27 protein-coding genes are annotated in these 26,694 nt (G+C 66.4%); 9 read left to right on the forward strand and 18 right to left on the reverse strand.

The features are described 5' to 3' along the window. Positions 1-80 precede the first annotated feature (80 nt). Positions 81-1,220, forward strand: coding sequence for a citrate synthase/methylcitrate synthase (locus tag B047_RS0104445; RefSeq protein WP_018465754.1), 1,140 nt, complete (start codon positions 81-83; stop codon positions 1,218-1,220). A gap of 105 nt (positions 1,221-1,325) precedes the next feature. Here the strand turns inward: B047_RS0104445 and lepB are convergent, their stop codons facing one another. After that, complete coding sequence (gene lepB, locus B047_RS0104450; RefSeq protein ID WP_018465755.1) at positions 1,326-2,165, reverse strand: signal peptidase I; 840 nt, start codon at positions 2,163-2,165, stop codon at positions 1,326-1,328. A 61-nt stretch (positions 2,166-2,226) separates the two neighbouring features. Further along, positions 2,227-2,997, reverse strand: coding sequence for a patatin-like phospholipase family protein (locus tag B047_RS0104455; RefSeq protein WP_018465756.1), 771 nt, complete (start codon positions 2,995-2,997; stop codon positions 2,227-2,229). A 66-nt stretch (positions 2,998-3,063) separates the two neighbouring features. Here B047_RS0104455 and B047_RS0104460 point away from each other — a divergent pair, with 66 nt between their 5' ends. From B047_RS0104460 to B047_RS0104495, 8 genes are all read left to right on the forward strand, one after another. After that, positions 3,064-3,885, forward strand: coding sequence for a serine/threonine-protein kinase (locus B047_RS0104460; RefSeq protein WP_026234580.1), 822 nt, complete (start codon positions 3,064-3,066; stop codon positions 3,883-3,885). 53 nt (positions 3,886-3,938) lie between these two features. Beyond that, the gene (gene hslV, locus B047_RS0104465) at positions 3,939-4,484 is read left to right on the forward strand and encodes an ATP-dependent protease subunit HslV (RefSeq protein WP_026234581.1); all 546 of its coding nucleotides are present in this window, start codon (positions 3,939-3,941) and stop codon (positions 4,482-4,484) included. Beyond that, a complete protein-coding gene (locus B047_RS0104470; RefSeq protein WP_018465759.1) occupies positions 4,481-5,755 on the forward strand; it encodes an ATP-dependent protease ATPase subunit HslU in 1,275 nt (424 codons plus the stop codon). Before hslV ends, B047_RS0104470 begins: the two co-directional genes overlap by 4 nt. Before the next feature lie 12 nt (positions 5,756-5,767). Further along, positions 5,768-6,853: a tetratricopeptide repeat protein gene (locus B047_RS0104475; protein WP_157205806.1), complete on the forward strand. Its 1,086-nt coding sequence runs from the start codon at positions 5,768-5,770 to the stop codon at positions 6,851-6,853. A gap of 76 nt (positions 6,854-6,929) precedes the next feature. Continuing rightward, positions 6,930-7,859 carry a DNA double-strand break repair nuclease NurA gene (locus B047_RS0104480; protein ID WP_018465761.1) on the forward strand — a complete coding sequence of 310 codons (930 nt, stop codon included), beginning with the start codon at positions 6,930-6,932 and terminating at the stop codon, positions 7,857-7,859. Between the two features lie 39 nt (positions 7,860-7,898). Further along, entirely contained in the window at positions 7,899-9,665 is a 1,767-nt protein-coding gene (locus B047_RS0104485; protein WP_026234583.1) for an ATP-binding protein, read from the forward strand. Positions 9,666-9,806: 141 nt separating this feature from the next. Further along, a complete protein-coding gene (locus B047_RS0104490) occupies positions 9,807-10,790 on the forward strand; it encodes a DUF3500 domain-containing protein (RefSeq protein WP_084784928.1) in 984 nt (327 codons plus the stop codon). Between the two features lie 3 nt (positions 10,791-10,793). Beyond that, entirely contained in the window at positions 10,794-11,105 is a 312-nt protein-coding gene (locus tag B047_RS0104495; RefSeq protein WP_018465764.1) for a hypothetical protein, read from the forward strand. Here B047_RS0104495 and B047_RS0104500 read toward each other — a convergent pair. The 16 genes from B047_RS0104500 to B047_RS0104575 form a co-directional block, all read right to left on the reverse strand. Next, complete coding sequence (locus B047_RS0104500) at positions 11,102-11,704, reverse strand: response regulator transcription factor (protein WP_018465765.1); 603 nt, start codon at positions 11,702-11,704, stop codon at positions 11,102-11,104. The two genes, B047_RS0104495 and B047_RS0104500, sit on opposite strands and share 4 nt — an antisense overlap. Beyond that, entirely contained in the window at positions 11,701-12,864 is a 1,164-nt protein-coding gene (locus tag B047_RS0104505; protein ID WP_018465766.1) for a sensor histidine kinase, read from the reverse strand. The genes B047_RS0104500 and B047_RS0104505 overlap by 4 nt, the downstream gene beginning before the upstream one ends. A gap of 20 nt (positions 12,865-12,884) precedes the next feature. Further along, a complete protein-coding gene (locus tag B047_RS0104510; protein ID WP_018465767.1) occupies positions 12,885-13,619 on the reverse strand; it encodes an ABC transporter permease in 735 nt (244 codons plus the stop codon). Further along, entirely contained in the window at positions 13,616-14,548 is a 933-nt protein-coding gene (locus B047_RS0104515) for an ABC transporter ATP-binding protein (protein ID WP_018465768.1), read from the reverse strand. Before B047_RS0104515 ends, B047_RS0104510 begins: the two co-directional genes overlap by 4 nt. Positions 14,549-14,678: 130 nt before the next feature. Beyond that, positions 14,679-15,212, reverse strand: a complete 534-nt coding sequence (gene ruvC, locus B047_RS0104520; RefSeq protein ID WP_018465769.1) for a crossover junction endodeoxyribonuclease RuvC — start codon at positions 15,210-15,212, stop codon at positions 14,679-14,681. Positions 15,213-15,271: 59 nt separating this feature from the next. Continuing rightward, positions 15,272-16,333 carry a cell division protein FtsZ gene (gene ftsZ, locus B047_RS0104525; RefSeq protein ID WP_018465770.1) on the reverse strand — a complete coding sequence of 354 codons (1,062 nt, stop codon included), beginning with the start codon at positions 16,331-16,333 and terminating at the stop codon, positions 15,272-15,274. Between the two features lie 12 nt (positions 16,334-16,345). Further along, positions 16,346-17,617 carry a cell division protein FtsA gene (ftsA, locus tag B047_RS0104530; protein ID WP_026234584.1) on the reverse strand — a complete coding sequence of 424 codons (1,272 nt, stop codon included), beginning with the start codon at positions 17,615-17,617 and terminating at the stop codon, positions 16,346-16,348. After that, complete coding sequence (locus tag B047_RS0104535) at positions 17,614-18,201, reverse strand: cell division protein FtsQ/DivIB (protein WP_018465772.1); 588 nt, start codon at positions 18,199-18,201, stop codon at positions 17,614-17,616. Before B047_RS0104535 ends, ftsA begins: the two co-directional genes overlap by 4 nt. Beyond that, a complete protein-coding gene (locus tag B047_RS0104540; RefSeq protein WP_018465773.1) occupies positions 18,198-19,022 on the reverse strand; it encodes a UDP-N-acetylmuramate dehydrogenase in 825 nt (274 codons plus the stop codon). The genes B047_RS0104535 and B047_RS0104540 overlap by 4 nt, the downstream gene beginning before the upstream one ends. Continuing rightward, on the reverse strand, positions 19,019-20,395 hold the full coding sequence (gene murC / locus B047_RS0104545; RefSeq protein ID WP_018465774.1) for a UDP-N-acetylmuramate--L-alanine ligase: 1,377 nt from the start codon (positions 20,393-20,395) through the stop codon (positions 19,019-19,021). The genes B047_RS0104540 and murC overlap by 4 nt, the downstream gene beginning before the upstream one ends. After that, on the reverse strand, positions 20,392-21,438 hold the full coding sequence (locus tag B047_RS0104550; protein WP_018465775.1) for a UDP-N-acetylglucosamine--N-acetylmuramyl-(pentapeptide) pyrophosphoryl-undecaprenol N-acetylglucosamine transferase: 1,047 nt from the start codon (positions 21,436-21,438) through the stop codon (positions 20,392-20,394). The genes murC and B047_RS0104550 overlap by 4 nt, the downstream gene beginning before the upstream one ends. Next, positions 21,435-22,502 carry an FtsW/RodA/SpoVE family cell cycle protein gene (locus B047_RS0104555; protein ID WP_018465776.1) on the reverse strand — a complete coding sequence of 356 codons (1,068 nt, stop codon included), beginning with the start codon at positions 22,500-22,502 and terminating at the stop codon, positions 21,435-21,437. The genes B047_RS0104550 and B047_RS0104555 overlap by 4 nt, the downstream gene beginning before the upstream one ends. A gap of 3 nt (positions 22,503-22,505) precedes the next feature. Beyond that, a complete protein-coding gene (gene murD / locus B047_RS0104560) occupies positions 22,506-23,759 on the reverse strand; it encodes a UDP-N-acetylmuramoyl-L-alanine--D-glutamate ligase (RefSeq protein ID WP_040779349.1) in 1,254 nt (417 codons plus the stop codon). Continuing rightward, the gene (locus tag B047_RS0104565; protein ID WP_018465778.1) at positions 23,756-24,622 is read right to left on the reverse strand and encodes a phospho-N-acetylmuramoyl-pentapeptide-transferase; all 867 of its coding nucleotides are present in this window, start codon (positions 24,620-24,622) and stop codon (positions 23,756-23,758) included. The genes murD and B047_RS0104565 overlap by 4 nt, the downstream gene beginning before the upstream one ends. Further along, positions 24,619-25,365 carry a nucleoside phosphorylase-I family protein gene (locus B047_RS0104570; protein WP_018465779.1) on the reverse strand — a complete coding sequence of 249 codons (747 nt, stop codon included), beginning with the start codon at positions 25,363-25,365 and terminating at the stop codon, positions 24,619-24,621. The genes B047_RS0104565 and B047_RS0104570 overlap by 4 nt, the downstream gene beginning before the upstream one ends. Further along, positions 25,362-26,666 (reverse strand): UDP-N-acetylmuramoyl-tripeptide--D-alanyl-D-alanine ligase, encoded by a 1,305-nt coding sequence (locus tag B047_RS0104575; protein WP_018465780.1) that lies wholly within the window; start codon positions 26,664-26,666, stop codon positions 25,362-25,364. Before B047_RS0104575 ends, B047_RS0104570 begins: the two co-directional genes overlap by 4 nt. Between the last annotated feature and the right edge of the window lie 28 nt (positions 26,667-26,694).

The following is a 26,694-nucleotide window of genomic DNA, read 5'->3' on the forward strand; positions in this document are numbered from 1 at the left end:
AGCGGCCTTTGACGCCGTTGGCCCCGCACGGGGGACCGCGGGGAACATCCGGTACCTAGCCGGAACAAAACGGAGGAACCATGAGCACCCAAACCATTGCCCGAGGCCTCGAGGGCGTTCTGTTCACCGAGAGCGCGATGTGCTTCATTGACGGCCAGGCAGGACGCCTTTACTACGGCGGTTACAAGATCCAAGACCTGGCGGAGCACTCCACCTTCGAGGAAGTTTCCTTCCTACTGCTGCACGGGCACCTACCCAGCCGACAAGAGCTACAGGCCTTCAGTCAGAAGCTCACCTCACTGCGCGCCTTGCCGTCTGCGCTGCTGGAGTCCATGCGGCGCTACCCCAAAGACGCTCACCCCATGTCGGCGCTACGCACGGCGGTGAGCGAGCTGGGGATGCTCGACCCTGCCGAGGACAACGTCAGCCCCGAGGCGCTGTACGAGAAGAGCCTCTCGCTCATCGCCAAGTTCGCCACCATCGTCGCGGCCAACAAGCGCCTGCGCGAGGGCCTCGACCCCATCGCCCCTCGAGCCGACCTCTCCCATGCGGCCAACTTCCTCTACATGAGCAACGGCAAGGAGCCCACCGCCGAGGAGACCAAGCTGATGGATGTAGCCCTCATCCTCCAGGCTGAGCACGGCTTCAATGCCTCCACCTTCACCGCCATCGCCGCTTACTCCACCCAAACCGACATCTACTCGGCCATCACCGCCGGGGTTTCCAGCCTCAAGGGTCCGCGTCACGGCGGGGCCAACGAAGCGGTGATGAAGATGATCGGCGAGATCGGCAGCGTGGAGAACGTGGGGCCCTGGCTCCAGCACCTCGTCGCGAGCAAGGGCCGGGTGATGGGCATGGGCCACCGGGTCTACAAGGCCTACGACCCGCGCGCGGGAGTGCTGGAGAAGTACGCCAGCATCGTGGCCGAGAAGCAAGGCCACTCCAGGGAGTACGCCATCCTCAAGGAGGTCGAGCGCCAGGCGGGGGCCATCTACAACCCCAAGGGCATCTATCCCAACGTCGACTTCTACTCCGGCGTGGTCTACAAGGACCTGGGCTACGACCTGGAGTACTTCACCCCCATCTTCGCCGTGGCCCGCATCTCCGGCTGGACTGGGCACATCCTCGAGTACACCCGCCTCGACAACCGCCTCCTGCGCCCCGACGCCGCCTACGTCGGCCAGCTCGACCTGCCTTACGTGCCGCTCGAGCAACGCTGATCGCGCTTCCCACATTGACGCTGCACCGCGCGTGGTGCGAATGTACCCGGTACGGCAGGTTTTGCCGTGCCGGGTATTTGTGGAAACCGCTCCGAGTACGCCAGCCTAACGAATGTCCCGGAAGCCCTCGGGGATGGGCAGGCTGCGCCAGCGCAGCTTGCCTTGGATCACCGGGGGCCACCACACGAAGCTGGCCCGCCCCGCGATGGCGCTGGCGGGGATGGGGCCGAAAGTGCGCCCGTCCTCCGAGCCGCCGGGGGTGCGGTTGTCGCCCATGACGAAGTAGTAGCCAGGCTCGAGCTTCAACGCTCCGGTGTAGCAGTATTCCTGACCCCGGCTGCGGGCCTTTTCCTCCTCGCCAGGGGGTACCAGCATCCGCAGGGTGTTTTTCAGGTAGGCGTAGTCGGGGTCGCTCTCGATGTCGGCGGGGGAAACCTGGTAACGCGACTGGGTGGAGATGCTGGTGATCTGCCCGTCCTTCAGGCATACCCTGGGGTAGTTGTAGTCGCTGGTGTAGAGCGGGCTCTTGGGGTCGAACTCGAGGAAGTCGGTGATGTGGCGTTCGCTCACCGGCTGCCCGTTGATGTAAAGCTGCCCCTCGCGGTAGCTCACCGTGTCGCCCGGCACGGCCACGATGCGCTTGATGAAGAAGGCCCGGAAGGGGAAGCCCAGCACAGGGAAGCGGGCGTAGGCATTGGGGGTGCCCTCGGGGGGCTTGACGATGGCGACTTCGCCCCGTCGCCACTGGCTTAGACCGAAGCGCACCAGCCAGGTCTCGTACTTGGGCACGAAGACCCGCTCGCCGTTGAGCAGGGTGGGGTTCATGGAGGAGCCCACCACGCCCACCGTGGTGAAGAGGAAAGTGGTTACCAGGAAGGCTAGCAGGAGCGCTTCGCCTACTTGGCGAAACCACTCGCGGAAGAGATAGTGCCAGAAGCTTCGCATGTTTGCCTCATCCAAAACCACAACCCCAACAGCATACACGTTTGCATGAAGCCAGATGAAATCAGGTAGATACCACGCCCCCCGCCTCCCCCAGCGCCTCGAGCGCCGCCCTGCGCCCGGCCTCCACGATTTCCTCGAGGCGCTCAAAGTGCTCGATACCGATGTGATCGAGCTTGGGCTTGATGTAGAGGTCGGGGGGGTGCATGGCCAGGGTGAGCTGGGTGAGTCGCTGCTGCATGATACGAACGGTATGGCGCACTTGGCCCAGGGTGTTGCGCAGGCTGCGGTCGTCGGGAGGTAGGGCTGCGTCGGGGGTGACGTCCACTGCCAGCACCTTCTCGGCTCCCAAAAAGCGAGCTGCGACGATGGGGAGGTTGTCCAGTACACCGCCGTCTACCAGCATCTGCTCCTCGCGCACCACCGGCCCGATCACGCCCGGAATGGCCGCCGAGGCCACCACCGCGCTGGGCAAGTGCCCCTGGTGGAGGTAGACTGCCTGGCCCCTGGGTAAGTCGGTGGCCACTATCACCAGCTTGCGCGGCAGTTCCTCGAAGCGCTCGGGCAGGAACTGGGCGAGGTAGCGCTCGAGCTTGTTGGGGTTGATCAGGCGCAGGCTCACGCCGAAGTCAAAGAGCGAAAGCCACGGGGCTTTGCGGGCGATCTCGAGGATTTCCTCCGCCCTTTTGCCGCTGGCCCATAGCGCTCCAACGATGGCGCCCATGCTGGTCCCCGCCAGCGCCTCTGCCTCGAAGCCCCGCTGCTGGAGCACCTCGAGCACCCCGATGTGCGCCAGTCCCCGCGCCCCCCCGCCTGAAAGCACTAGTCCTTGCATAAAGCCATTCTATAACCCGGCCATTTGCGGTCCAAAAGCCTGGGACAAACCCGTATAGTTGTGATCGTGGGGTTACCAGGGGCAACGCTGTTGGGCCGTTACCGGGTGATTCGTCCCATAGCCAGGGGGGCGGTGGCCACGGTTTATCTGGCCTTCGACCTACACGGCACTCCCTACGCACTCAAAGTCTTTCCCAAGGGCTTTGAAACCCGCGCCGACCGTGAGTGGAAGATCGGTGGTGTGTTGCAGCACCCGCACATCAACCCCGTTTACCAGCGCTTAGACCTCGAGGAGCAGTCCGCGGGCAAGGAGGGTGGCCCGGCAGTGCTCATCGCCTATGCCCCTGGCGAGCGCTTCAACGACTGGCGCTCGCGCCGCCCCGACCTGGTCCTGCGGGTCTTCGAGCAGCTGCTCGAGGGCCTGGCCCACATGCACCAGCAGGGCTATGTCCACCGCGACATCAAGCCGGAAAACCTCGTGGTAGACGGCACTGGGCAGGCCCGCCTGGTGGACTTCGACCTGGCCGGCCCCGTGGGCGAACGCCTGCCCAGGCAGTTTCTGGTAGGCACCCCGGCCTACATGGCCCCCGAGCTGTTCCTGGGCCAGATCACCAGCCCTGCCTCCGACGTGTACGCCGCGGGGATTCTCCTGTACTGGTCGCTTGCCAACGAACTTCCCTTCTTCGGCTCCACCGAGGAGGTGATGGAAGCCCATCTCAAGCAGGCGGTTCCCCCCCCCATTCCCACGCTGGACACGCGCCTCGAGCTGACCCCAGCGCTGCTGGGCTTTATCTACACCATGCTCGCCAAGGATCCCGCCGAACGCTTCAAGAGCGGCCAGGAAGCGCTCGAGGCCTTCCGGGAGCTGGGTACGGGTAGGAGTCGATAGCCCCTGCGGGCATTCTCACTCCTATTTCATCGCCCAGGGCTAGGCTTCACCTGATGGATTCAATGCACGGCACAACCATCGTCGCGGTGCGCAAGGATGGCGTGACCGCGCTGGCCGGGGACGGGCAGGTGACGCTGGGCCAGACCATCATGAAGACCGGTGCCGTGAAGGTTCGCCGCCTCGAGGTAGGCGGCGGGGTTCTGGTGGGCTTCGCCGGGGCGGTAGCCGATGCCCTGACGCTGCTGGAAAAATTCGAGGCGGCCCTCCAGGGGGCCAAAGGCAACCTCCAGCGGGCCGCGGTGGATACCGTCAAGCAGTGGCGCACCGACCGGGTGCTCAGAAACCTCGAGGCCATGCTGGTGGTGGCCGACCGCGACAACCTGCTGCTGCTCTCCGGCAACGGCGAGGTGCTTTCTCCCGATGAACCGGTGCTGGCGGTGGGTTCGGGAGGAGCTTACGCCCTTTCGGCGGCCAAGGCCCTGCTGCGCTATTCCGGTCTGAGTGCGCCCGAGATTGCCCAGGAGGCCATCCGCATCGCTGGGGAGATCGACCTCTACACCAGCGGCAACCCTACCGTCTACAGCCTCGGAGAAGCATGAGCGTTACCATTCACAAATCCGACCTTACCCCCGCCGAGATCGTGCGGGAGCTGGATAAGTACATCGTGGGGCAGGCCGCAGCCAAGCGCGCGGTGGCCGTGGCCCTGCGCAACCGCAGCCGCCGCAAGCGCCTCTCACCGGAGATGGCCCGCGAAGTCACCCCCAAGAACATCCTGATGATTGGCCCCACCGGGGTGGGCAAGACCGAGATTGCCCGTCGCCTGGCCCGGCTGGCCGGGGCCCCCTTCATCAAGGTGGAGGCCACCAAGTTCACCGAGGTCGGTTACGTGGGCCGCGACGTGGACTCCATCGTGCGCGACCTGGCCGAGGCCAGCTACCAGCTGGTGATGCAGGAGATGAAGGCCCGCGTGGCCGAACGCGCCGAGACCCTGGCGGTGGACAACGTGGCCTCGCTGCTGCGGGTTTCGGCGAGCGAGTTGCGCTCGGGCCGCTATGACGAGCAGTTCGTGGAGATCGAGGTCAGCGAGGAGGCCGCTCTGCCCTTCGTGGGCATGTTCGGCAGCGAGCAGATGCAGGGACTGGGGGAGATGCTCAAGAACCTCGTGCCCCAGCGCAGGGTGCGCCGCCGCTTGAAGGTGCGGGAGGCGCTCGAGGTCTTGCGCAACCAAGAAGCCGAGCGCCTGGTCGATAAGGAAGAAGCCACCCAGGAGGCTTTGCGCCGGGCTCAGGAGGACGGCATCGTCTTTCTCGACGAGATCGACAAGATTGCCCGCAGACAAGGGGCCTCCGGAGGACCTGACGTCTCGGGTGAGGGGGTACAGCGCGACTTGCTGCCCGTGGTTGAGGGCACCGTGGTCGCCACCCGCTTGGGGCCGGTTTCCACCGACCACGTGCTGTTCATCGCCGCCGGGGCCTTTCACGTCTCCAAGCCTAGCGACCTGATCCCCGAGCTGCAGGGGCGCTTTCCCATTCGGGTCGAGCTCGAGCCCCTGGGCCCCGACGAGTTCGAGCGCATCCTGCGTGAGCCCGCCAACTCCTTGTTGCGGCAATACACCGCCCTGCTGGAAGCCGATGGCACCGAACTGGTTTTCACCCCCGAGGCCATCCGAGCGGTGGCCGAGTTTGCTCATCAGGCTAACCGTGACCTGGAGGATATTGGAGCGCGGAGGCTTTCGACGGTGCTCGAGCGGGTTCTGGAAGAGGTTTCTTTCCAGAGTGACTTAGGGCGGGTAGAGATCACCCGCGAGTACGTAGAAGCCAGGTTGCAGGGTGTGCTGGCGTCCCCTGACCTGTCGCGATACATCCTGTGAGGAGGCTTTGGAATGCGTTTGTTGTTGCCGATGCTGATGTTGATAGGGAGTTTCGCGGGGCCTGTGGCGGCCCAGGCGCAGAATCCCCAGCCCAACCAGGGGAACAATCAATTCCAGGAGTTGCTCAACCTGTGCGTGCAGCTCTTTCGGCTTGCGCGCTACCAGGATGCCCTGGTGGTATGCGAGCGCTCGGTGCGCTCCAACCCCACCAACCCCGACGCTCTATACTGGCTGGCTCGCACCCAGTTGCGGCTGGGCCTGACCACTGCTGCGGTGGAGAACCTGCGCAGGGCCATCTCCCATAACGCTGCCTATGTGCAGGCCTATGTCGCCCTGGCACAGGCTTACTACGATCAGTACCGCCTTTCCGATAGCCGTGAGACCAGTAAGGGCCTGCTGGAACAGGCGCTCATGGTGTTGCGCGATGCCGAGCGGGTCAACGCTAAGTATGCTCCCATCTTCGCCACGCGTGGGGCGGTCTATTCGGCGATGGGCAGCTTCGACCGGGCGGTTGAAGCCCTCAACCGCTCGCTCGCGCTCGAGCGCGATCCCCAGGTCATCGGCTTGCTGGCCAACGTCTACCTCAAGCAGAGCAAGCTCGACGACGCGCTTGGATTGCTGGACGAAGGGGTCAAGGCCTTTCCCAAGGACTTCACCTTGCGTCTGAACTACGGCATCGCCCTGCTGATTAAGAACGAGACTGCTGCCGCCATCGAGCAACTCAAGCAGGCCACCATTCTCAACCCCGCCGAGGCAGAAGGCTACGTGCGTCTGGGCCAGGCGTACCAGGCGGCTAAGGACTGGAAGAATGCCGGGGCCAACTTCCAGAACGCGGTGGTTAAATCGCCGTTCAAGTACCCCGAGGCCTATGCCGGGTTGGGCCGGGCTTACCTCGAGCTTGGCGAAGCGGCCAAGGCCCGTGAGAACTTGACCAAAGCGGTGGCTATGGACCCTCGCAACGCTGAGTACTTCTACTGGCTTGGGCGTGCCAACGAGGCTCTGGGCAACAAGGGTGGGGCCAAGGAAGCTTATACCCGCGCCCTCCAGCTTCGCCCTGGCTACAAGGATGCTGAGGAAGCGCTGGCCAGGGTGCAGTAGAGGACCTGGGGGTAAGGCCCACTGCTGGGGTGGGGCTACCCTCGACGCTTTTGGCTTTTGCCTTTAGTCTAAAGACGTGCGCTTGCGACTGGAGGCCTGGAATCCCGATTATGCACTGCCGCAGGTGGAGTTGAGCGACGGTGGCGGTGTGGAGGGGGTCGCCACCGACCTCGAGCCCCCCTGGCAGCCCATCGAGCCCCCCGCCCAGGAGTGGGGGGTACTCTACTTCGTAGATGGGCGCCAGCGCATCGACGCGGTGGTGGTCAACGAGCACGGGCAGCGTGCGTTGTTGGTCACGCTGGCCGCCGGGGCGCTGGTGCGGGATGACGCGGGCATTCGCCCCGCGGGAGAACCGCGGATCGAGCGGGTGCTGCTCCATGCCGAGGGTCACGCGTTCGAGCCGGTGGAGATCGGCCCCTTCTGCTATCGTCCGGTGGCCTTGAAAGGGATACACGACTTGCGCATGCTGGCGGGCAAGGTCAACGAGCAAATGCGCGCCCTCGAGGCCCGTCTGGCCCAGGAACTGCCGGGCGGGCTGGTGGTGCTGGATGGCCCCATCTTCGTCGCGCCGGGGCTCACGCCCCGCGAGGGCGTCATCGGCTATGCCAAGACCATGTGGCAGCGCTACTTGCCGCCCGCCGAAGAAGGCATCCTCTCCCGGCTGGCACCTGCCCAGCGCACCCCCATCTTCCGTATCCCGCAAAATGCCCGCCGACCCCTGGAGCTCTTCTCCTGGTACATACGCCTGCCCCTCAACCCCGCCGCCCCCTTCCACAGCGGGGCCGCACTGCTGCGGGTAGAGACCCCGGCAGGGGATCTGGAGCAGCTTCGCAACCTCGCCGACCTCTCGGTGGGGCTTTTGTGCGGCCTGGCCTCCTCGCCCTCCCGCGACCCCCGCGCCCCGCAGAACCTCATTCCCGTGGGGGGGCTCGAGCTGTGGCTAGGCCGTTACATGGGGCAGGCCGAGGTGGTGCGCCGCAGGATCATCCAGGGGCTGTTTTCATAGGCGTGATACGCTGGATGCCGGGCCATGTCAGGAGACGCGATGAAACCGTGTGGAATGGTGCTAGGAAGCCGGGAAGCCGGGGCTTTGGACTTCTGGGTGGCCGTCGAGGAGGGGCAGTACCTGCGCCTCGACGACCTGGTCTACGTAGAGTTTCAACACCCCGACCCCCAAAAGGGCCAGGTGCGCTACTACGGTATGGTGGACCAGGTGCTCAAGCTCTATGAGGGTTCGCAATTCGACACCGACGTGTTTCTGGCCAACCGTCAGCTATTACCCATCAGCTTGTCCTATGCCGCCCACGTCAAGGTGACCCGCCTCGACCCCGAGGAGTACCTTCCCCCCGACCCCGGTTGTCCGGTCTACGTAGCCCGCGAGCAGCACCTCGAGATGGCCCTGTACTACGACAAGATGACCGGCGAGGGCCACAGCACCCGCCTTCCCGCGGGCATCCTCAAGAACGGCGAGGTGGCTTACCTCAACCTCGAGTTCCTCAACGGGCGCAAGGGTGGCCACGTCAACATCTCAGGGATCAGCGGCGTGGCGACCAAGACCAGCTACGCCACCTTTTTGCTCTACTCCCTCTTCGAGAGTGGGGTGATGCAGGACTCCCACAACGCCAAGGCTCTGGTCTTCAACGTCAAGGGCGAGGATTTGTTCTTTTTGGACAAGCCCAACAAGGGCCTCCGGGAGGAAGACCGCCAGATGTACCGCGCTTTGGGGTTGCCTGCTGGTCCCTTCCGCAGCGTGACCTTCCGTGCCCCGCCCAAACCCACTCCCGGCGACATCGTTCCCGACGTGGAGAGCCGCAAAGCGGGGGTTTTGCCCTTTTACTGGGATCTGGTGCAGTTCTGCCGGGAAGGCCTGTTGCCCTACCTCTTCACCGACCGCGGCTTGATGACCAACCTGGGCTTCCTCATCGACCAGGTGACCGAACGCCTGCGCAAGCTGGCCGAGGGGCAGAGGGGGCCGCAGCTCTACGTGAGCGACTGGTCCGACCAGGACGGGATGATCGAAGCTGGCATCGAGTGGGACAAGCTCGACAAGGTTCCGATCAGGAGTTTTGCCCAGCTGGTGCGCTACATCGAGTTCAAGCTGCTGGGCCCCGAGGGGGTCGAGGAGGAAGAGAAGCGGCCCAAGGGTGACTCCCACTGGACCGCGCGGCAGGCTACGGGAACGCTCGAGGCCTTCGTGCGCCGACTGCGGGTCTCGGTCCATAACGTTGAATTCCTCATCCGCGGCGACAAGAAAGGCAACCCACCCGACCCCCTCGCCGCCCAGGAGCAGGTCTCGGTGGTGGGCATTAACACCCTCTCGGCTCAGGCTCAGATGTTCGTGGTGGGCTCGATTTTGCGCGAGGTCTTCGAGAAGAAGAGCGCCGGGCGGCCAGGTGCGGTGTTCATCGTACTGGACGAGCTCAACAAGTATGCTCCCCGCGAGGACGAGAGCCCCATCAAAGACATCCTGCTCGACATCGCCGAGCGCGGGCGCTCACTGGGCGTCATCCTCATCGGGGCGCAGCAGACCGCCAGCGAGGTTGAGCGGCGGGTGGTGGGCAATGCGGCCATCCGGGTGGTGGGCCGCCTCGACGCCGCCGAGGCCGAGCGCCCGGAGTACCGCTTCATGCCCGCTTCCTTCCGCGATCGCGCGGTGATTTTGCCTCAGGGCACCATGATCGTGCAGCAGCCGGAGCTTCCGGTACCTCTGTCGCTCAACTTTCCCTACCCGGCCTGGGCTACCAAGGCTTCGGAGCAGGACCTGGGGGCCGAGATCAGCACCGAGGCGCTCGAGCGCGATTTGGGCCTCTGAGCGGGGTGGTTCACGAGCCGCCTTCGGTCGAGGATTGAGCCTTAGCCTCCACGCGCCAGGCTCGAGACCGGTTACCATAATAGCCCAACCCAACCACGACCCCTGCGTCGCAAAAGCTCGTAAGGTTGCGAGGAGGTACTCGTGAACAGGTGGACCCGGCGTAGGTTTCTCGAGGCTTCAGCCATCGGCACAGGGGCCTTGCTGCTGGGCCAGCGGGCCTGGGCCCAGCAGGGCGGCTCACTGGCTGCGAGCATGGCCCAGGCGGCGAAGCAGTTTCTCAGCGCCCTGGGCGATAAACGTTCCCAGGCCACCTTTGCTTTCGATAGCGCCGAGCGCTTGCGCTGGCACTGGACTACCCCCCGTGGCTTTCCCCGTAACGGAATAGCCCTCAGGGACATGACCCCGGCCCAGCGCACTGCTGCTCTGGCCCTGCTGCGCAGTGGCGTTTCGGAGGCGGGTTACAGGAAGTCGCTGGACATCATGGCTTTGCAGAGCGAGCTGGGTCAGGACCCCGAGCTGTTTTACGTCTCGATCTTCGGCACGCCGGGTGGGCGCGATCCGTGGGGCTGGCGCTGGGAAGGGCACCACCTATCGCGCCACTACACGATTTCGGGCGAACGGGTGACCACGATGCCTTTCTTCCACGGAACCTGGCCCACCCAGACCCGCGCTGGCGTGCGGGTGATGGCCCGAGAAGAGGACGCTGCCCGTGAGCTGGTGCGCTCGCTGGATGCCCGCCGCCAGGGCATCGCCATCTTCCAGCGCGAGACGCTATACCGCCACGTGACCTGGAACGACGTCAGGGTGAGCCCTCTAGAGCCCGTGGGGCTGCCGGTCTCGGAACTGAACCCAGCCCAAGAGCGCTTGGTAGTCGAGCTCATCCAGAGCTATCTGGGCTCGCTGCCGGCTGCCGTCGCTGGCCCGATATTCGAGCGCATCGTCCGTACGGGTTTGGACAAGGTGCGCTTCGGCTGGGCGGGGAGCACGGAAGTGCGCCGCCCCTACTACTGGCGCTTGCAAGGACCCACCTTCCTGCTCGAGCACGACAACTCCCGCAACGGCGCCACCCACATCCACAGCGTCTGGCGCGACTACGAGGCCGATTTTGGGGCCAACCTGCTGTAGGCCATGTCCTCTGCCCATACAGACCGCCTGCTGCACTGGCTGTTGCGGCTGGGGCTGGCTGGGATCTTCATCAGCAACAGCATCGGAGCCTGGTACGACACCAGCTCCTACATGGACCTGCTGCGCACGAGCTTCATGGGGCGTGTGATCGCAGACCTGCGCCCCTGGGTGGAGTTCATCAAGCTCAACGACCTCATCGTCGGGTTGCTGGTACTCAGCGGGCTGTGGCACAAGTATGTGCTGGCCTGGGCGGGTTTGTGGCTGATGGTGGCGACGATCATCCGGCTTTCGGCGACCTTCTTTCCGTGGGTTTAAAGCCAACCCTTCTCACGGGCGATGCGGGCTGCCTCCACGCGATTTTGCGCCCCCAGCTTGCTGATGGCCTCGGAGAGGTAGTTGCGCACCGTGCCCTCGGAGAGGCCCAGCTCGGCGGCGATCTCGGCGCTGGTGTGGCCTTCGCCGGCCAGGCGCAGCACCTTGCGCTCGCGGTCGGTGAGGGGGTCTTCCTCGCTCCAAGCCTGCGCGGCCAGGTTGGGGTCGATGGCCCGGCCGCCCAGGTGCACCCGGCGCACCGCCTCGGCGAGTTCGGAGGAGGGCGCGTCCTTGAGGAGATAGCCGCTGGCCCCGGCCTCGAGCGCCCGCCGCAGGTACCCGGCGCGGCCGAAGGTGGTCACGATGACGACGCGGGTCTTGAGGCCCAGCCGCTTGACCTCGGCGGCGAGCTCGAGCCCGGTCATGTGGGGCATCTCGATGTCGGTGAGCAGGACGTCGGGTTGGTGGGTTTTGACCTCTTCGAGCGCGGTTTTGCCGTCCTTGGCCTGAGCGACGACCTCGATGTCGCCTTCCAGCTCGAGCAGCGCGGCCAGAGCTCCGAGCACCAACCCCTGGTCTTCGGCGATGACGACGCGGATCATAGGGTGTCGGGCTTGGGGTAAAGGGCCGTGGGGTGGGCCTGGGGGAGGGCACGCTCGGGGTCGGTTGTGGGCAGCCATAGGCGCAGCCGGGTGCCGCCGTCGCCGCTGTACTCTAGGCTTCCCCCCAGCGCCTCGGCCCGCTGGCGCATCCCGCGCAGGCCCGAGCCTTCCTCGAGCACGCCGCCCCGGCCGTCGTCCTCGACCTCGAGGACGACGCGGTCTGCTTCCTTTAGGAGCCGTATGGCGCAGCGGGTGGCGCCCGAGTGGCGGATCACGTTGGTCACCGCCTCGCGCAACGCCATGCCGATCACGGTCTCCTGGGTGGGGGAGAGGGCGAGGGCCTGGGCGTAGTACTCGAAGCGGACCCCGGCCGCTTCCAGGGCCAGGCGGGCGCTCGCTAGCTCGCCCTGCAGGCCCCGCGACTTGTAGCCCTGCACGGCCTGGCGCACCTGGGCGGTGGCCTTGCGCGAGATGCGCTCTACCTCCCGCATCTCCTGGGCAGCACGCTGAGGGTCGCGCTCGGCGAGCTTGGCGGCCAGCTCGGCCTTGAGGGTGATGAGGGAGAGGGTGTGGCCCAGCAGGTCGTGCAGGTCGCGGGCGATGCGCTCACGCTCGGCGATGGCCGCCAGGCGCTGGTTCTCCTCCAGGGCTGCTTCAAGCTGGCTGCGGTGGTGATCGCGCTCGGTCTGGCTGATGTTGCCTAGGCCCACACCCAGCACGAGCACCGCGGTGAGAAAGCAGTAGATCAGCCCTATTTGCCAGGGCGTTCCCAGTCCAAGGAGGACCGCCAGGTAAAGCGCCGAGGCCACTAACAAGCCCCAGATCGTCCGCAAGGCCAGCCTCGAGGGCCACACGGTGCCCGCGATGGCCGAGGCGTAGACGATGTAGACGTTGGCCCCGTAGTTAAAGGGGGCCACGATCAGCCCCATGGCGGCAAGTGTGGTAGCGGCGCTCAGGCGAGAGCGGTTGTCGCGGTGGGGGAACAGGAAAAAGATGAGGCAGACCGCTGCCGAGGCCAGCGTGACGGCTGCGTTAACCCAGCCGAAGCCCCGGGGGTCGAAGGTGGGTTGCCACAGCAGGTTGGCCAGGTAGACCAAATAGGCGTAATCGAACCACCTGCGCCGCCGAGAGGTTGGAGGCTTGGATTGCGGAGCAGACATAGGGCCAGTTTAGTTGGAGCTTAGCTGAACCGCTGCCCCTCGTCACGGTGGTAACCCCACAGAGCCAGTAAGCCGAAGACGAGCGTGAAAGCCCCTAGCCAGAGGAAGTCTTGCGCTCGCCAAGCCCCACCGGTTACGGCAGGCCACACCACCTCACCCCAGTGGCGGGTAGGGGTGAAGGGCGAGAGCTTCTGCACCACCTCGGGCAGGTGCTGTGGCGGAACCCACAGCCCGCCTACGAATGACATCGGCAGGTAGAGAAGCTGGGCCAGGGTGCCTGCTCCCCTGGGCGAGGCGAAGTAGCCGATGGCGAAGCCCAGGAGACTGATTGGGATAGCGCCGGCTACCAGGGCCAGCGCCAGGCGACTCCAGGCCAGAGGCGGAAGGTGGGCCGGCGTGGTGAGGTGGGCTACCACAGCCATCACCGCCACAGCGCAAGTGGCGAAGGTAAAGCCGTTCATGACCCTCGAGACCAGCCGACTCAGCGGCGAGCCGGGCAGTGTTCGCTCGTACACTGCCCACGCCGAGGCCCGGTCCTGGGCGATCCCCACCGCGAAACCGAAGAACAGGGCTCCCATCGCCGCGAAGATCATGAACGAACCCATCACGAAATTGGCTTCGGCGGTGTTCCGAACGCCAAAGGGGGCGAAAAACAGGAAGAAGAGTGCTGGGAAGATGATGCTGCCGATGAAGTAGCCGCTGTTGCGCGCGAGGCTGAGCACGCTGGCTTTGTACTGAGCGAGGACGAGCTTCATCTTTCGCTTTCTCCTTTCGATTCGCGCCTGGGCTCGCCCGTCAGGGCGATAAACGCTTCCTCTAGGCTCACCGGTCGAACTTCTAGCCCACTCAAAGCCACGTTCTGCCCTACCAACTGGCGCACGACGGCATCTGAGTCTGGGGTATAGAGCACGAAGAAGTCGCCCTGGCGCTCGAGCTTGCTGACCCCTTTCAGCGGGGGCACCTCAGCGGCGCGGAAACGTACCTGCCGCAGCCCCACCCTAGCCTTAATCTGCGTCACCGTTCCCTCGGCGATGATCCGACCACGGTCGATCACAGCGATGCGGCTGGCGAGGGCTTCGGCTTCCTCAAGGTAGTGGGTCGTGAGCAGAACCGTGCCCCCTTGGGCCTGATACTGCTTCACCCCTTCCCACAGCGAGCGCCGTGCTTCCACGTCGAGGCCGGTCGTGGGCTCGTCGAGAATGACCAGCCGGGGGTTTCCGACGAAGGCCAGCGCAACCGCCAAGCGGCGCTTCTGTCCACTGGAGAGCCCGCCGCACTGCCGCCGCTCGAGCCCAGCCAACCCGAAGCGCTCGAGGAGTTCTTTCCTGGGCATCGGGTCAGGGTAGTAGGCCTGTACCAACTCGAGGACTTCCTCCACGCGCAGCTCGTTGGGCAGCCCGGTTTCTTGCGGCGTTACCCCGAGGCTGACCCTGGCTTTGGGGTCTCGTGGGTCGAGTCCGAACAGCCAAGCCTTCCCGCTGGTGGGCTTCCTCAAGCCCACCAGCAGGCTGATCGCCGTGGTCTTGCCGGCTCCGTTGGGGCCCAAAAGGGCCAGCACTTCGCCCTGTGCCACCTCGAGGCTCAGGTCCTCGAGGGCCTTCACGTTGCCATAGTGCTTGGAGACCCGCTCGAGCACCGCCGGGCTCGGGGTTTTGTGGGCGACACCGGTGAGGCTATGAACCATGAGTCCCTCCCAGGCCGCAGTCTCGCAGGGCCGAAGGAGGAGGGGTATTGCTCAAAGTCAGCCCCGGGCGGTGACAAATGTCATGGGGGAGGGCCGCGTGCTGAACGCGGGACGTGGGTCGGACGTCTTCCTATACCGGGCTCGGTTGCCCCAGCCTGGCGAAAAAGCAGTGCGTGAGCGCGATGGCGATGGCGTCGGCCTTGTGGCTGGGCTTGGGGGTTTCCTTCAGGCCCAGCACCGCCCGTACCATGAAGGCCACCTGGTCCTTGTCGGCGTGGCCGTAGCCCACCAGGGCCTGCTTGACCTTGGGTGGGCCATAGCCGTAAACCGGCAAATCGTGCTGGGCCGCCACCACCAGCACAGCGCCCATGGCCCAGCCCACCTTGTAGGCCAGCTCGTTCTGGCGGTAGAAGAACTGCTCCTCGACCGCGATGGCCTGGGGTTTGTAGGTGCGGACGGTCTCGAGCACCGCCTGGTAAATCTTGCCGATGCGCTCGGGGGCCGGGGTGGAGTGCTTGGTGGTGATCACGCCGGCATATAGCAGGCGCTGCCGCTTGTCCGCTGGGTGTACCGAGCTTGCCCGGTCCCGAAGGGAATCGTCCACCTGCTCCACCACCCCCAGGCCCATGTTGGTAATGCCAGGATCGACGCCCAAAACGATCATTGTTTAGGGCCGAGGGCCGGGAACTAGGCGCCTTGCGCTTTGCCTACGATGATCAATCATCAATTGCCCCGCTTGGGCATGTCCCCGTCGCCGTAGCGGATGAAGGCCGGTATGTCGATGTTGGAGAGGTCAACGTTGTTGGCGGGGAAGTCTACCAGACGTGAGCCGGCGGGCTTGGCGATCACCGCTCCTTCGCCGAAGCCTGCCGCGATGAGGATCACGCGCATCTCGTCCTTGGCGCGCTCGTCGTAGGTCAGGCCGTAGAGCACGTCCACGTCTTCCATCCCGGTGGCCTCACGGATCTGCTCGGCCACCGCCGAGGCCTCGGCCAGGCCCAGCTCCTCCGAGCCCACCACGTTGACCAGCAGCTTGCGCGCCCCTTCGATGGAGCGCTCGAGCAGCGGGGAGTGCACCGCGCTCTTGACCGCGTCGGCTACCTTGTTCTCGCCCTGGCCCGCGCCGATGCCCATCAGCACTTGTCCGGCGTTTTCCAGCAGGGTTCGCACGTCGGCGAAGTCGAGGTTGATCATGCCGGGCAGGTTGATCACGTCGGTAATGCCCTTGACCCCGTGATAGAGCACCCGGTCGGCCACCATGAAGGCGTCCTTCATGCCGATCTTCTTGTCCAAAGCCTGCAACAGGCGGTCATTGGAGACCACCACCATCGCGTCTACGCGCTCGCGTAGCTTACGGATGCCATCCTCGGCAGCCCGCATCCGGCGGGGGCCTTCCCAGGAGAAGGGGCGGCTGACCACGGCCACGGTGAGGCAGCCCAGCTTCTTGGCGATCTCGGCCACCACCGGAGCGCTGCCGGTGCCGGTGCCGCCGCCCATACCGGCGGTGACGAAGACTAAGTCGGCGCCCTCGAGCTGCTCCTCGATCAAGTCGCGGGTTTCCTCGGCGGCCTTCTCGCCAATTTCGGGGTTGGCTCCGGCCCCCAGGCCACGGGTGAGCTTGTCGCCCAGCTGGATGCGCATGTCGGCCAAGCTGGTCGCTAGCACCTGGGCGTCGGTGTTGGCGGCGATGAACTCCACTCCCGTCAGCCCCGACTCGATCATGCGGTTGACCGCGTTGTTGCCTGCGCCACCCAGGCCGATCACCTTGATTACGACGTCACCCATAACCCCATCTCCTTAGAAGAAATTTTTGAATACGCCCTTGATTCGCTCCCACAGCCCCGGCCCCTCGTCCTCCTTGTGGCCGCTCGTAGCGCTGTTCGCGCTCTGGGACTTGCGCCCCAGACGCAGCACGCCGGGCTTGGCCGAGGCCGGCTGGGCATGGAGGCTGGCGTAGCGCACCAGGCCCACCGCGGTCGCATGGGTAGGGGAAGCCACCACGTCGGTCAGCCCCGAGATCCCGATGGGGCGACCCAGCCGCACGGGCAGGTTGAACTGCTTGCGGGCGAGTTCCTCCAAACCCCGCACCAGGGCGCTGCCCCCGGTGAGCACCACCTTACCCACCGTGATCTCCAGCGGCCCCAGCGCCTCATCGACGTTGGAGCGGGCGAAGTGCAGGATCTCGCGCAGGCGCGGGCGGATGATCTTAGCCAGCTCGGTGGCCTGCACCACCTGGGGCGGGCCGCCTTCCTGGTTGATCTCCAGCACCAGCTCGGGGTCGGCGAGCTCGGGCAGGGCCGCCCCGTACTTCTTCTTCACCCGCTCGGCTTCCTCGAAGGGAATGCGCAGTAGCTGGGAGATGTCGCTGGTGATGTGGTCGCCGCCCAGCGGAATCACCGCCGAGTGGGCCAGGCGACCCCCCTTGAACACGGCCACGTCGGTGGTGCCCCCGCCCACGTCGATGAGCATGACCGTCATGCTCATCTCTTCGGGTGAAAGCACCGCTAGACCCGAAGCATACGATTGCAGGATCACCCCACCCACGCTCACCTCGGCGTCCTCGACGGCCTTGCGCAGGTTGATGAGGGGACCGCGCCCGGCGGCTACGAGGTGAACGTCCACCTCCAGCCGTACCCCGGCCATGCCGATGGGGTCGCGAATGCCCTCCTGCCCATCCACCCTGAACTCCAGCGGCAGGGCGTGGATCAGGTCCACGTCGCCCTCGAAGGGATAGGCCTTGGCCTGTTCGATGGCCCGCTCGATATCGGCTTGGGTGATGCTGTGTCCGCGACGGATGGCGGCCAGGCCGTGGCTGGTCACGCTCTTGATGTGCGAACCCGCAACCCCCACGAACGCCTGCTCGGCCTTGACCCCGGCCACCCGCTCGGCCTGGAAGAGGCTCTGCCGGATGGCCTCACTGGTGCGCTCGAGGTTGGTGACGACCCCGCGTTTGAGCCCTTGGGAAGGAACGGTTCCCTCACCGATCACGTCCAGGTGGCCGTCGGACGAGAGTTCACCAATCACCGTGCATACTTTGGTGGTCCCTACGTCAATTCCAACAAGAATCATCGGCTTTTACTCTCCCCCCAAGGATAGAGGTAGGTGGGCTTGTTTGCAAGGGATTTGCGCTCGCTGGCCCACTTTTGCAATTCGGTGGCCGTGGCGGCCCACACCTCGAAGCCCTTTCCACGGACCGTATAACCCGCAGGAGTATAGCGGATCGAAGTGGCGTTGGGAAGGGCTTTGACGATGGCGATCACATCGCTAAGCCGAATTGAGCCAAGCCCCTCGACGCGGATGGGGGTCTCGGGAGGGTTGGGTAGGAGGGTCCCGTCGTCGCTGAGCCCCCATTCCATTCCCCCCAACACCAGCGTGGCCAGGGCTTTGCGCTCCTCGAGCACGATGCGCAACTGGCCGATGGCCGGGCGCTCGAGCCGGGCCGAGCGCACCCAGGGGTTGGCCCGTAGTGCCTCGAGGCGCTTGGGCCAGGCCCACAGCCAGGGCGTACCGACCTCGAGGCCGGTGATGGCGCGTACCTGGCTGTCGGAGAGCTGGATATTGCCCACGACCTCTACCCGCTCCACCGGCCACACCACCCGGCTGCCTATGCCGAGGGTGGCCAGCGTGAGCAGTGCCAACAAGCTTCGGATCACACCCTCACCTCCTCCGCTTCCAGGTTGCCCCAGATCTCCCACTCGACTTCCAGCGGTAAAAACTGCTGTACCCTGCGCAGCAGCGTATAGATCTCCCGCGCCGTGGCTCCGCCTAGGTTGACGATGAAATTGCCGTGCTCGTGGCTGACCATAGCCCGGCCCACCGTGAGCCCCTTGAGTCCGGCCCGGTCGATGAGGCGGCCCGCCGAGTCCCCGACGGGGTTCTTGAAGGCACAGCCCGCGCTCTTTTTCTTGGGCTGACCCTTGCGGGCGGCGTCCACCAGGGCGATCTTGGCCCGCACCGCCTCCTCGCCCACCTCGCGCAGGCGCAGCTTTGCGCGGGTCACGATGGCCCCAGCGGGCAGCGCGGAGTGGCGGTAGGCGAAGCCCAGCTCCTCGGGGCGGTAGATGTGCAAAGCTCCGTCGTGGAAGATCTCGACGCGCTCGAGCGCGTCGACCATCTCCCCGAAGCGGGTCCCGGCGTTCATCCGGATGGCCCCGCCCACCTGGGCCGGGACGCCGTACAGGCCCTCCAGGCCGGAAAGGCCCAGCCGGGCGCTCTTGAGCAGCAAGCTGCTGACCAGCGCCCCTGCCCCCACCCAGCCCCTCAGGTCCCACTCCTTGAAGACCCCGCCCAGCCTGATGACCCGCTCTTTCACGCCGGAGTCGGCCACCAGCAGGTTGGAGCCGTTGCCCAGCACCCGGTAGGGGGCCTGGGTGGCCAGGGGCAAATCCTCAGGGGTCTCCACCGTCCAGACCTCGGCAGGGCCGCCCACCCCCAGGGTGGTGAGCTTGCTGAGCTCGAGCCGCTCGACCTTCACACGACCTCCTTGCCCAGTTCGCCGACCAGCAGCCGCCCGAGCTGAGTTACGTTGCCCGCGCCGGCGGTCAGGATCAGGTCGCCTGGCTGGGCGCTATGGCGCAGATAGGCCAGGGCTTCGTCCCAGGCGTAGTACCGGGCGGGGCGGCCACGTTGCTCGAGGTGTCGCACGATGTTGCCCACGATCTGGGCGCTGGTGAGCCTTATGGGCTGCTCCGAAGCGGCATACACGTCGAGGAGCAGTACCTCGTCGGCCTGCTCGAGCGCTCTGGCGTAGCTGGGCCACTCCTGCTCGCTACGCCCGTAGCGGTGGGGCTGAAACACCACCCGCACCCGCAACCCGGTGGCCCTGGCCGCAGCCAGCAGGGCGCTGAGCTTGGTGGCGTTGTGGGCGTAATCGTCCACCACCAAGGCCCCCTGCCACTCGCCTAAGCGCTCGAAGCGGCGCTGGGCTCCGGCAAAGTCCTCGAGCGCGGCGCGGATGGCTGCGAAGGGGACCCCCACCAGCAGGGCGGCAGTCGCGGCGGCGAGGGCGTTGGCGATGTTGTGTCTGCCCGGAACCCGCAGCTCGAGTCGCCCCAGCGCTTGGCCCTGCCAGACGAGGTCGAAGCGGCTGCCGAAGGGCAGCAGCTCGATATCTGCGGCGTGGCAGTCGCCCTGTGCCAACCCGAAGCTGTAGCGCTCGGTCCCGGCGGTGAGGGCTTCGAGCGGTTCCCACTCGGCGTTGTAGACCACCCTGGCTGCGCCCTGGGCGAAGCTGCGGACGGCCTCTTTGAGGCTTTCGAAGGACTCGTGGTAATTGGGGCGCTTGAGGCCGTCGGGGGAGATGTGGTCGGCCTCGAGGTTGGTGATGACGGCGACGCTGGGCTTGAGGTGCTGGAACAGCGGGTCGGACTCGTCTACCTCGGCCACGATGGGGCCGCTGCCGATGCGGTAGTTACCGCCGATGGCCGCAAAGTCGGCCCCCAGCACCACCGTGGGGTCGAGGTTGGCTTTGAGCAGAATCTGGGCCAGCATGGCGCTGGTGGAGGTCTTGCCGTGGGAGCCGGTCACGCCCAGGCTCTCGCCCCGGCCCATGACCTCGCCGAGCAGCTCGATGCGCCGCAGCACCCGAACCTGGCGCCGACGGGCCTCGGCCAGCTCGGGCTCTTCCTCGCCGATGGCGGTAGAGGCTACGAGCACGTCCACGCCCTCGAGGTGCCCCGGATGGTGCCCCTCGAAAACACGGATGCCTTTCTGGACGAGCCGGGCAGTGCGCTCGGAGAGCCGCCGGTCGCAGCCGGATACCCGGTGTCCCTGCCGCAACAGGATTTCAGCCAGCGCCGAGACGCTGATCCCGCCGATGCCCATGAGGTGGTAGTGGCGCGAGTTCATCGGGCAACCTCCAGCACCAGTTCGGCCAGGCGGCAGGCTGCCCCGGCGGGGGAGAGCTGAGCGAGTGCGCTTCTCATGGCTGTGGCCTGGGTGAAGAGCTGTTCCAGCTTGGCCTGGAACCGCTCCCAGCCTTCCAGGATAACCGAAGCGCCTCGCTGGGCATAGAAGCGGGCGTTGGCTTGCTGCGCGCCGCCGTCAAGCTCGGCGGGGAGGGGCACGAGGAGGCTGGGGACCTGGTGGTAGGCGGCCTCGGCCAGGGTCCCGGCTCCGGCGCGGGTGATGGCGAAGTCGGCAGCGCTCCAGGCCAGGGGGCCGTCTACGAAGCCGCGCACCACGTAGCCCGCAGCCCTGGCGTGTTCGGCTTGCATCTGGGCTTCCCAGCGAAGCCCACACTGGTGCAGCACCTGGTACTCGCCCACAAAGGGCTCGAGCCGGCTTGGCAACTCACGGTTGAGCTCGAGGCTGCCCTGGCTGCCGCCCATGACCAGGATGAGTGGACGGGCCGGGTCCAGACCCAGCGCCCGCCTGGCCTCGACCTTGTCGTGCCGGATTTCGCGCACCGGGTAGCCCACCACCCGTGAGCGGGAGGCGAGCGGTTCGCCCAGCGCCACCGGCAGCGAAAGGCCGATGCGCTGGGCCTTAGCGGCCAGCCAGCGGGCTGCCAACCCCAGCCGGGCGTTCTGCTCGTGGATCACCACCGGCACGCCAGCCCACTCAGCGGCGAAGGCCAGTGGGAATCCGGCGTAGCCCACGGTGGAGAGCACCGCCCTGGGCTTGAGGCGGCGCAGCAGGCGGCGGGCGCTCACCAGGCCCCGCACCACCTTGCCCCCCTCCGCCGGGCGCAGCATCTCGCGTGAGAGCTTGCCCGCGGGGATGAGGTAGTAGGGCAGCTCTCCCTGCGGGAGTAGGCGGGCCTCGAGGCCCTCCTCCGCTCCCACGTAGGCCACCTCGTTTCCCAACGAGCGCAGCGCCTGGGCGGCGGCCAGGCCGGGGTAGAAGTGCCCCCCGGTTCCTCCGCCTGTTACCAGGATCGGGCGGCTCATGCGGTGGCCTCCTGCGACAGGCTGGGACGGGCCTCGCGGGCTAGGGCGTGGATGAGCCCTACGGCGAAGCCGGCCGTGATCAGCGAGGTGCCGCCGTAGCTCACGAAGGGCAGGGGCATGCCGATGATGGGGTAGATCAGGGTGCCCATCAGGTTGAAGGTGGTCTGGAAGAGCAGGTAGGAGGTCAGGCCAGTAGCCAGCACCGCAGCGCTGCCCTCGAGGTGCAGAGCGATGTTGAAACCCCGCAGCAGCAACAATCCCAGCGCGCTCAGCAGCATGGCGCCGCCTAGCCAGCCCGTGGCCCAGACGATGGGAACGGCGGCCAGATCGCTGGTCAGGCCAGTCAAGCCGGTGGGAATCTGCATCGGGGTGCCCGGCCCCCGCCCAAAGAGCCCGGCCTGCAGGATTGCGCGGTGGGCGTAGGTGGCCTGGTAGCCCTCTTTGCCGGGGTCGGCCTCCCCGCGCAGGTAGAGCCGCATCCCCTCGAAGCGCTGGGGGATGTAGGTGAACTTGTCGGGGACGAAGGTCATGAAGGCTAAGAGCAGCACGCCCAAGAGCGCGGTGAGGGCCAGGATGCGCCGCCAGGGAACGCCGATGAGCAGCAGCATGGTGCCGGTGAGCGCCACCATCAAAATCCCGCCGTCCACATCGGGCTCGGCCACCACCAACACCGAGGCCAGCCCCAGCCAGGCCACCACCTTGAGGATGGGCTGGTCGAGGTTGCGCTGGTGGAAGTAGGCCGCGATGTAGAAGATCGCCACCAGCTTCAAAAGCTCGGAGGGCTGGAGGTCGACGGGGCCGAGGCTGAACCAGCGCCGGTACTCCCCCGTCGGGCCGGTGCCCACGAAGAGCACCCCTACCAGCAGCGCCAGCGTGAGGGCGAACAGGGGTTTGGCGTAGCGCACCAGCCACAGCGGGCGCACCAGCGCTCCCAGGCCCGTCGCGGCGAGGCATAGGGCCACGCGGATCAGATGCTCCTCGAGCAGGTGGGGGCGGGCGGTGGCGATGCCGACGAACGAGAAGCCCAGCAACAGCGCTTGTGAGAGCAGCAGGACCGGGTCCACGGCTTACCCTCCCCCCAGCGGAACGGCGCCCAGCTCGAGTACCACCTGCCTATAGACCCTGGAGCGGTGCTTGTAGTCCTTGAACTGATCGAAGGAGGTGCCCAGCGGGGCCAGCAGGACGCTGCCGCTTTGCAGGCGCTGCAGGCCCTCCTGCACCGCTTTGCGCAGGGCAGCCTGCCCCTCGGCTTCGTGGATGGGTACGACCTCGGTGAGGTCGCTGAACCACTGGGCCATCCGCGGCCCGTCGCGCCCCACGGCCAGGATCACCCGCACCCGCTCCCGGACCACCTCGCGCAGTTCGGCCACCGGAGCCCCCTTGTCCACCCCGCCTAAGATCCAGGCGATGGGCTGGGGAGCGGCCAGCAGCGCGGCGCGCACCGCATCGAAGCGGGTGGCGATGGAGTCATCGATGAAGGTCACCTCCCCCGTGCGAGCAAAAGCTTCAAAGCGGCCCTCGAGCTGCGGCGCCGTGGCCTGAGCCTGCTCGAGGACCTCCTCGTCCACGGCTTTTCCGGCTAGCTCGGCATAAGCCCTGGCCGCCAGGCGGGCCGCCAGCAGGTTGGTCTGGCGGGGCGTGGCCTGGGGCCAGAAGGGGATTCGTCGGGCCACGCAGCCCTGGATGCCCGTGATGATGCGCTCGTCGGCGGCGTTGTAGACCAGGGCATCCTCCGGGGTGAGGTTGCGCAGCAGGTTGAGCTTGGCGGCGTGGTAAGCCGCCAGGGTCTTGTGGCGGTCGAGGTGGTCTACGCCCAGGTTGAGCAGCACCGCCACCCTTGGCCGGAAATGGACGACGCGCTCGAGCTGGAAGCTGGAGAGCTCGACCACGGCCACCTCGGCCTGGTCCACGATGTCCAAGAGGGGTGGGTCGAGGTTGCCTCCGGCCAAGGCCCTAAAGCCCAGCGCCTTGAGAAAATACTCGGTGGCGACGGTGGTGGTGCCCTTGCCCGCGGTCCCGGTGATCCCGATGAGGGGGGTGGGGGAGAGGCGATAGGCCAGCTCGACTTCGCCCAGGATTTCGGCCCCTTCCGCGCGCAGGCGCTCGAGCGCCGGGTGGTCGATGGGCACGCCAGGCGCCGCGATCACCTCGCCGTAGCCCGAGAGCTGGGCCGCCGGAGCGAAGCCCCAGGCCTGGGCCTGCGCCACCTCTTCGGCCTTGGGCCTGTCGTCGTGGAAGTCGGCGGGAAGCCCCTTGCGCCGCAGATAGGCCAGCACCCCTAGGCCGCTGCGCCCCAGGCCGAAGACCAGCCGCCCCTTCATGCCCCCCTCCCCCACAGGGCATAAGAGAGGGCGGTGGTGATGGCGGTGAGGACCACGAAGCGGAACACCACCTTGCTCTCCTCCCAGCCTGAAAGCTCGAAGTGATGGTGCAGCGGGCTCATTTTGAAGATGCGCCTGCCGGTGCGGCGGAAGTAGGTGACCTGGATTATCACCGAAAGCACCTCGAGCACCGGGATCAGCGCGGCCAGGGGCAGCCACCACAGCTTGCCCTCGAGGATGAACATCCCCGCCACCAGCGCGCCCAAGGCCATGCTGCCGGTGTCGCCCATGAACAAGCGGGCCTTGGGTGCGTTGTGCCACAAAAAGCCCAACAGTGCCCCCAGCAGGCTCTGCGCCAGGGTCAGCCCTTGAAAGGGCAGCAGCAGCACGGCGGTTACGCTGGCTAGGAGCCCGTCCACCCCGTCGGTGAAGTTAAAGGCGTTGGTAGCGGCGATCAGCACCAGCACGAAAAGGGCGATGTCCATCAGGGGGTAAGGCGTATAGGAAACCTGCCCACTGGCCCAGATGGCGAAGACCAGCCCCATCACCACCTGTACCGCCAGCTTCTCCCGCGCCTTGAGGGGACGACGCATCATCCCGGCCAGGTCGTCGGCCAGTCCCAACAGGGCATAGCCCAACCCCAGAAGCCAGAGCCCGGCGTACTGGTCGCCGCCTTGCAACCCATAGACGATGGCGGCGGCCAGCAGGAAGCTCACCCCGCCCATGCTAGGCGTCCCGCTCTTGCTCAGGTGGCTCTGTGGGCCCTCGGCCCGCACCTGCTTGCCTAGGCCCAGCGAGCGCATCAGGGTGATCCACAGGCCACCCAGAAACCACGAAAGCACCACGGCAGCAACCAGCGTCATAGCCCTCCCAGCGAAAGGTTGAAGCGCACCAGGCGACCATCCTGCAACAGCGACAGGCTCTCGCCGTCGGTGGCGATGGCGCTATAGTCTCCCGGCTGGAAAGCGATCCGTAGCCCGCTGGCTGAAATGCGGTAGAGGCCCCTTTTGCCCAGCATGTAGAGGTCCTCGACCACCACGGCGGCGAGGGGTTCTTCGGGCAGGCTGATGCTGCGCCCGTCAGGGTAGATAAACGCCGAGGCAGCGGTGAGGGCCATCACCCGGCGCTCGTCGCCCGCCACCAGCTTGTAAGCGCCCTCGGAGAGGAGGCTCGAGCCGCCGAAGAAGGATTTACCGTCCACCCAGTAGATCTGGTCCCCCACCACCAGCGCGTCGAGGGCCTTTTCCCTCAGCCGCAGCAGCCCGCGGCCCGGGGTGTATACCCCCTCCTCGAGCCCCACCACCACACCGGGCCAGCCCTTGATGAAGCGTGGACTGGAACTCAGCGGCAAGCTGTTCTCGAGCTGCCCTTGCTCGTACACCAGCAGTTGGAAGGGGAAGCCCACATAGAGCCGCTCGCCAGCGGTGGTCGCCACCAGGGGCACCCCCGGCAGGCTGAACTCCAACCCCTTCAGGCGCACGGTGCGCCCCTGAATCAGCCCGTTGCTCAGCAGCAAGGTCTGTTCGGAGGCGGGGGTCTGACCTCCCCCGACCTGGGGCGCACAGCCCAACAGGCTCAAGAGCAACAGGCCCAACAGCCGCCTCACCGCGCCTCCTTCGGCCAGATCTCCAGCAGCCGTTCCAGCCCCACCGAGCGCGAAGCCTTGAGGTAGACCAGGTCGCCCTCCTCGACGCTCGAGAGCAGTTCGGCCACCTCCTCTATGCTGGCGGCCACCTCTCCGCCCACAGCCTGGGCCTGAGCCTGGGCGTGCGTGCCCAGGAAGATGCGCCGCTCACTCACGGCGGCGGCCTGGCGGGCGGCCTCGAGGTGGTACTCCAAGCTGCGCTCGCCCAGCTCCTTCATCTCGCCCAGCACCAGCCACTTGCGCCCCGGTTGGGTCTTGAGGTACTCGAGCCCAGCCTGCACCGAGAGCGGATTGGCGTTGTAGGCATCGTTGAGGATAGTGATGCCCCCACGGACGAGGCGCTCCATGCGCCCGCCGGGGAGCCGCAGGTGGGCCAGGCGCTCGATCACGTCCCCCAGCGGCTCGCCTAGGACCTCGGCCACCGCCAGCGCGGCCAGCGCGCCCAGGGCGGGGCCCAAGCCAGCATAGGGAACCCTGACGCCGCGCCCGGCGTAGCGGAAGCGGCTCGAGTCGCTTCCCAGTTCCAGGTCCGTCCCCTGGAAGTCGGCCCGCTCGAAGCCGTAGCTTTTCAAGCCGGGAAGCCGGACCCACCGGGCTGCCTGCTGGCTGCACAGGCGAAGCTCGGTGGCCTGTAGCAGCCGCGACTCCTCGCGCACGACGTTCTCGAAACTACCCAGGCCCTCGAGGTGCTCCGGTCCCAGCGCGCTCAGCAGGCCCAGCGTGGGCCGGGTCATCTCGACGAGCTCGTCCATCTCACCCAGTCGGTCGATGCCCAGCTCGAGCACCGCTCCCTTGGCCTTGGGGTCCAGCCGCCAGAGGAACTGGGCTAGGCCGGGCGCGTTGTTGAGGTTGCCCTGAGGTGCGGGCCAGGCCAGCCCCTGGGCCAGGGCTTCCTTGGTGGTGGTTTTGCCAGAGCTACCTCCCACCGCCACCACCGTTCCGCCGAAACGCCGGCGCAGGGCTAAGCCCAGCTTGCGCAGGGCCAGAGCGGGGTCGGCCACCTCGATGGCTCCGGGGTGGGCTTGGTCGGTGATGACGAAGGCCGCCCCCTGTTCGAGGGCTTTGACGGCGAACTCCCGTCCGTGAACCTTGGCACCGGGCAGGGCCACGAAGGCCGCCCCTGGCCGCACCATGCGCGAATCCCAAGTGAGGTCGTGGGCCACTGCCACCGGCGGGTGCAGGCGACCCTCGAGGACGGAGGCGACCCATTCCGGGCTGAGGCTGCCCCAGCTCTGATCGGCTTGTTTGGGTGTGGCTTCCATCAGGTCCTGACCTCCGGGGTTTGTTCGG

The sequence above is a fragment of the Calidithermus timidus DSM 17022 genome, assembly GCF_000373205.1.
Taxonomy (GTDB): Bacteria; Deinococcota; Deinococci; order Deinococcales; family Thermaceae; genus Calidithermus; species Calidithermus timidus.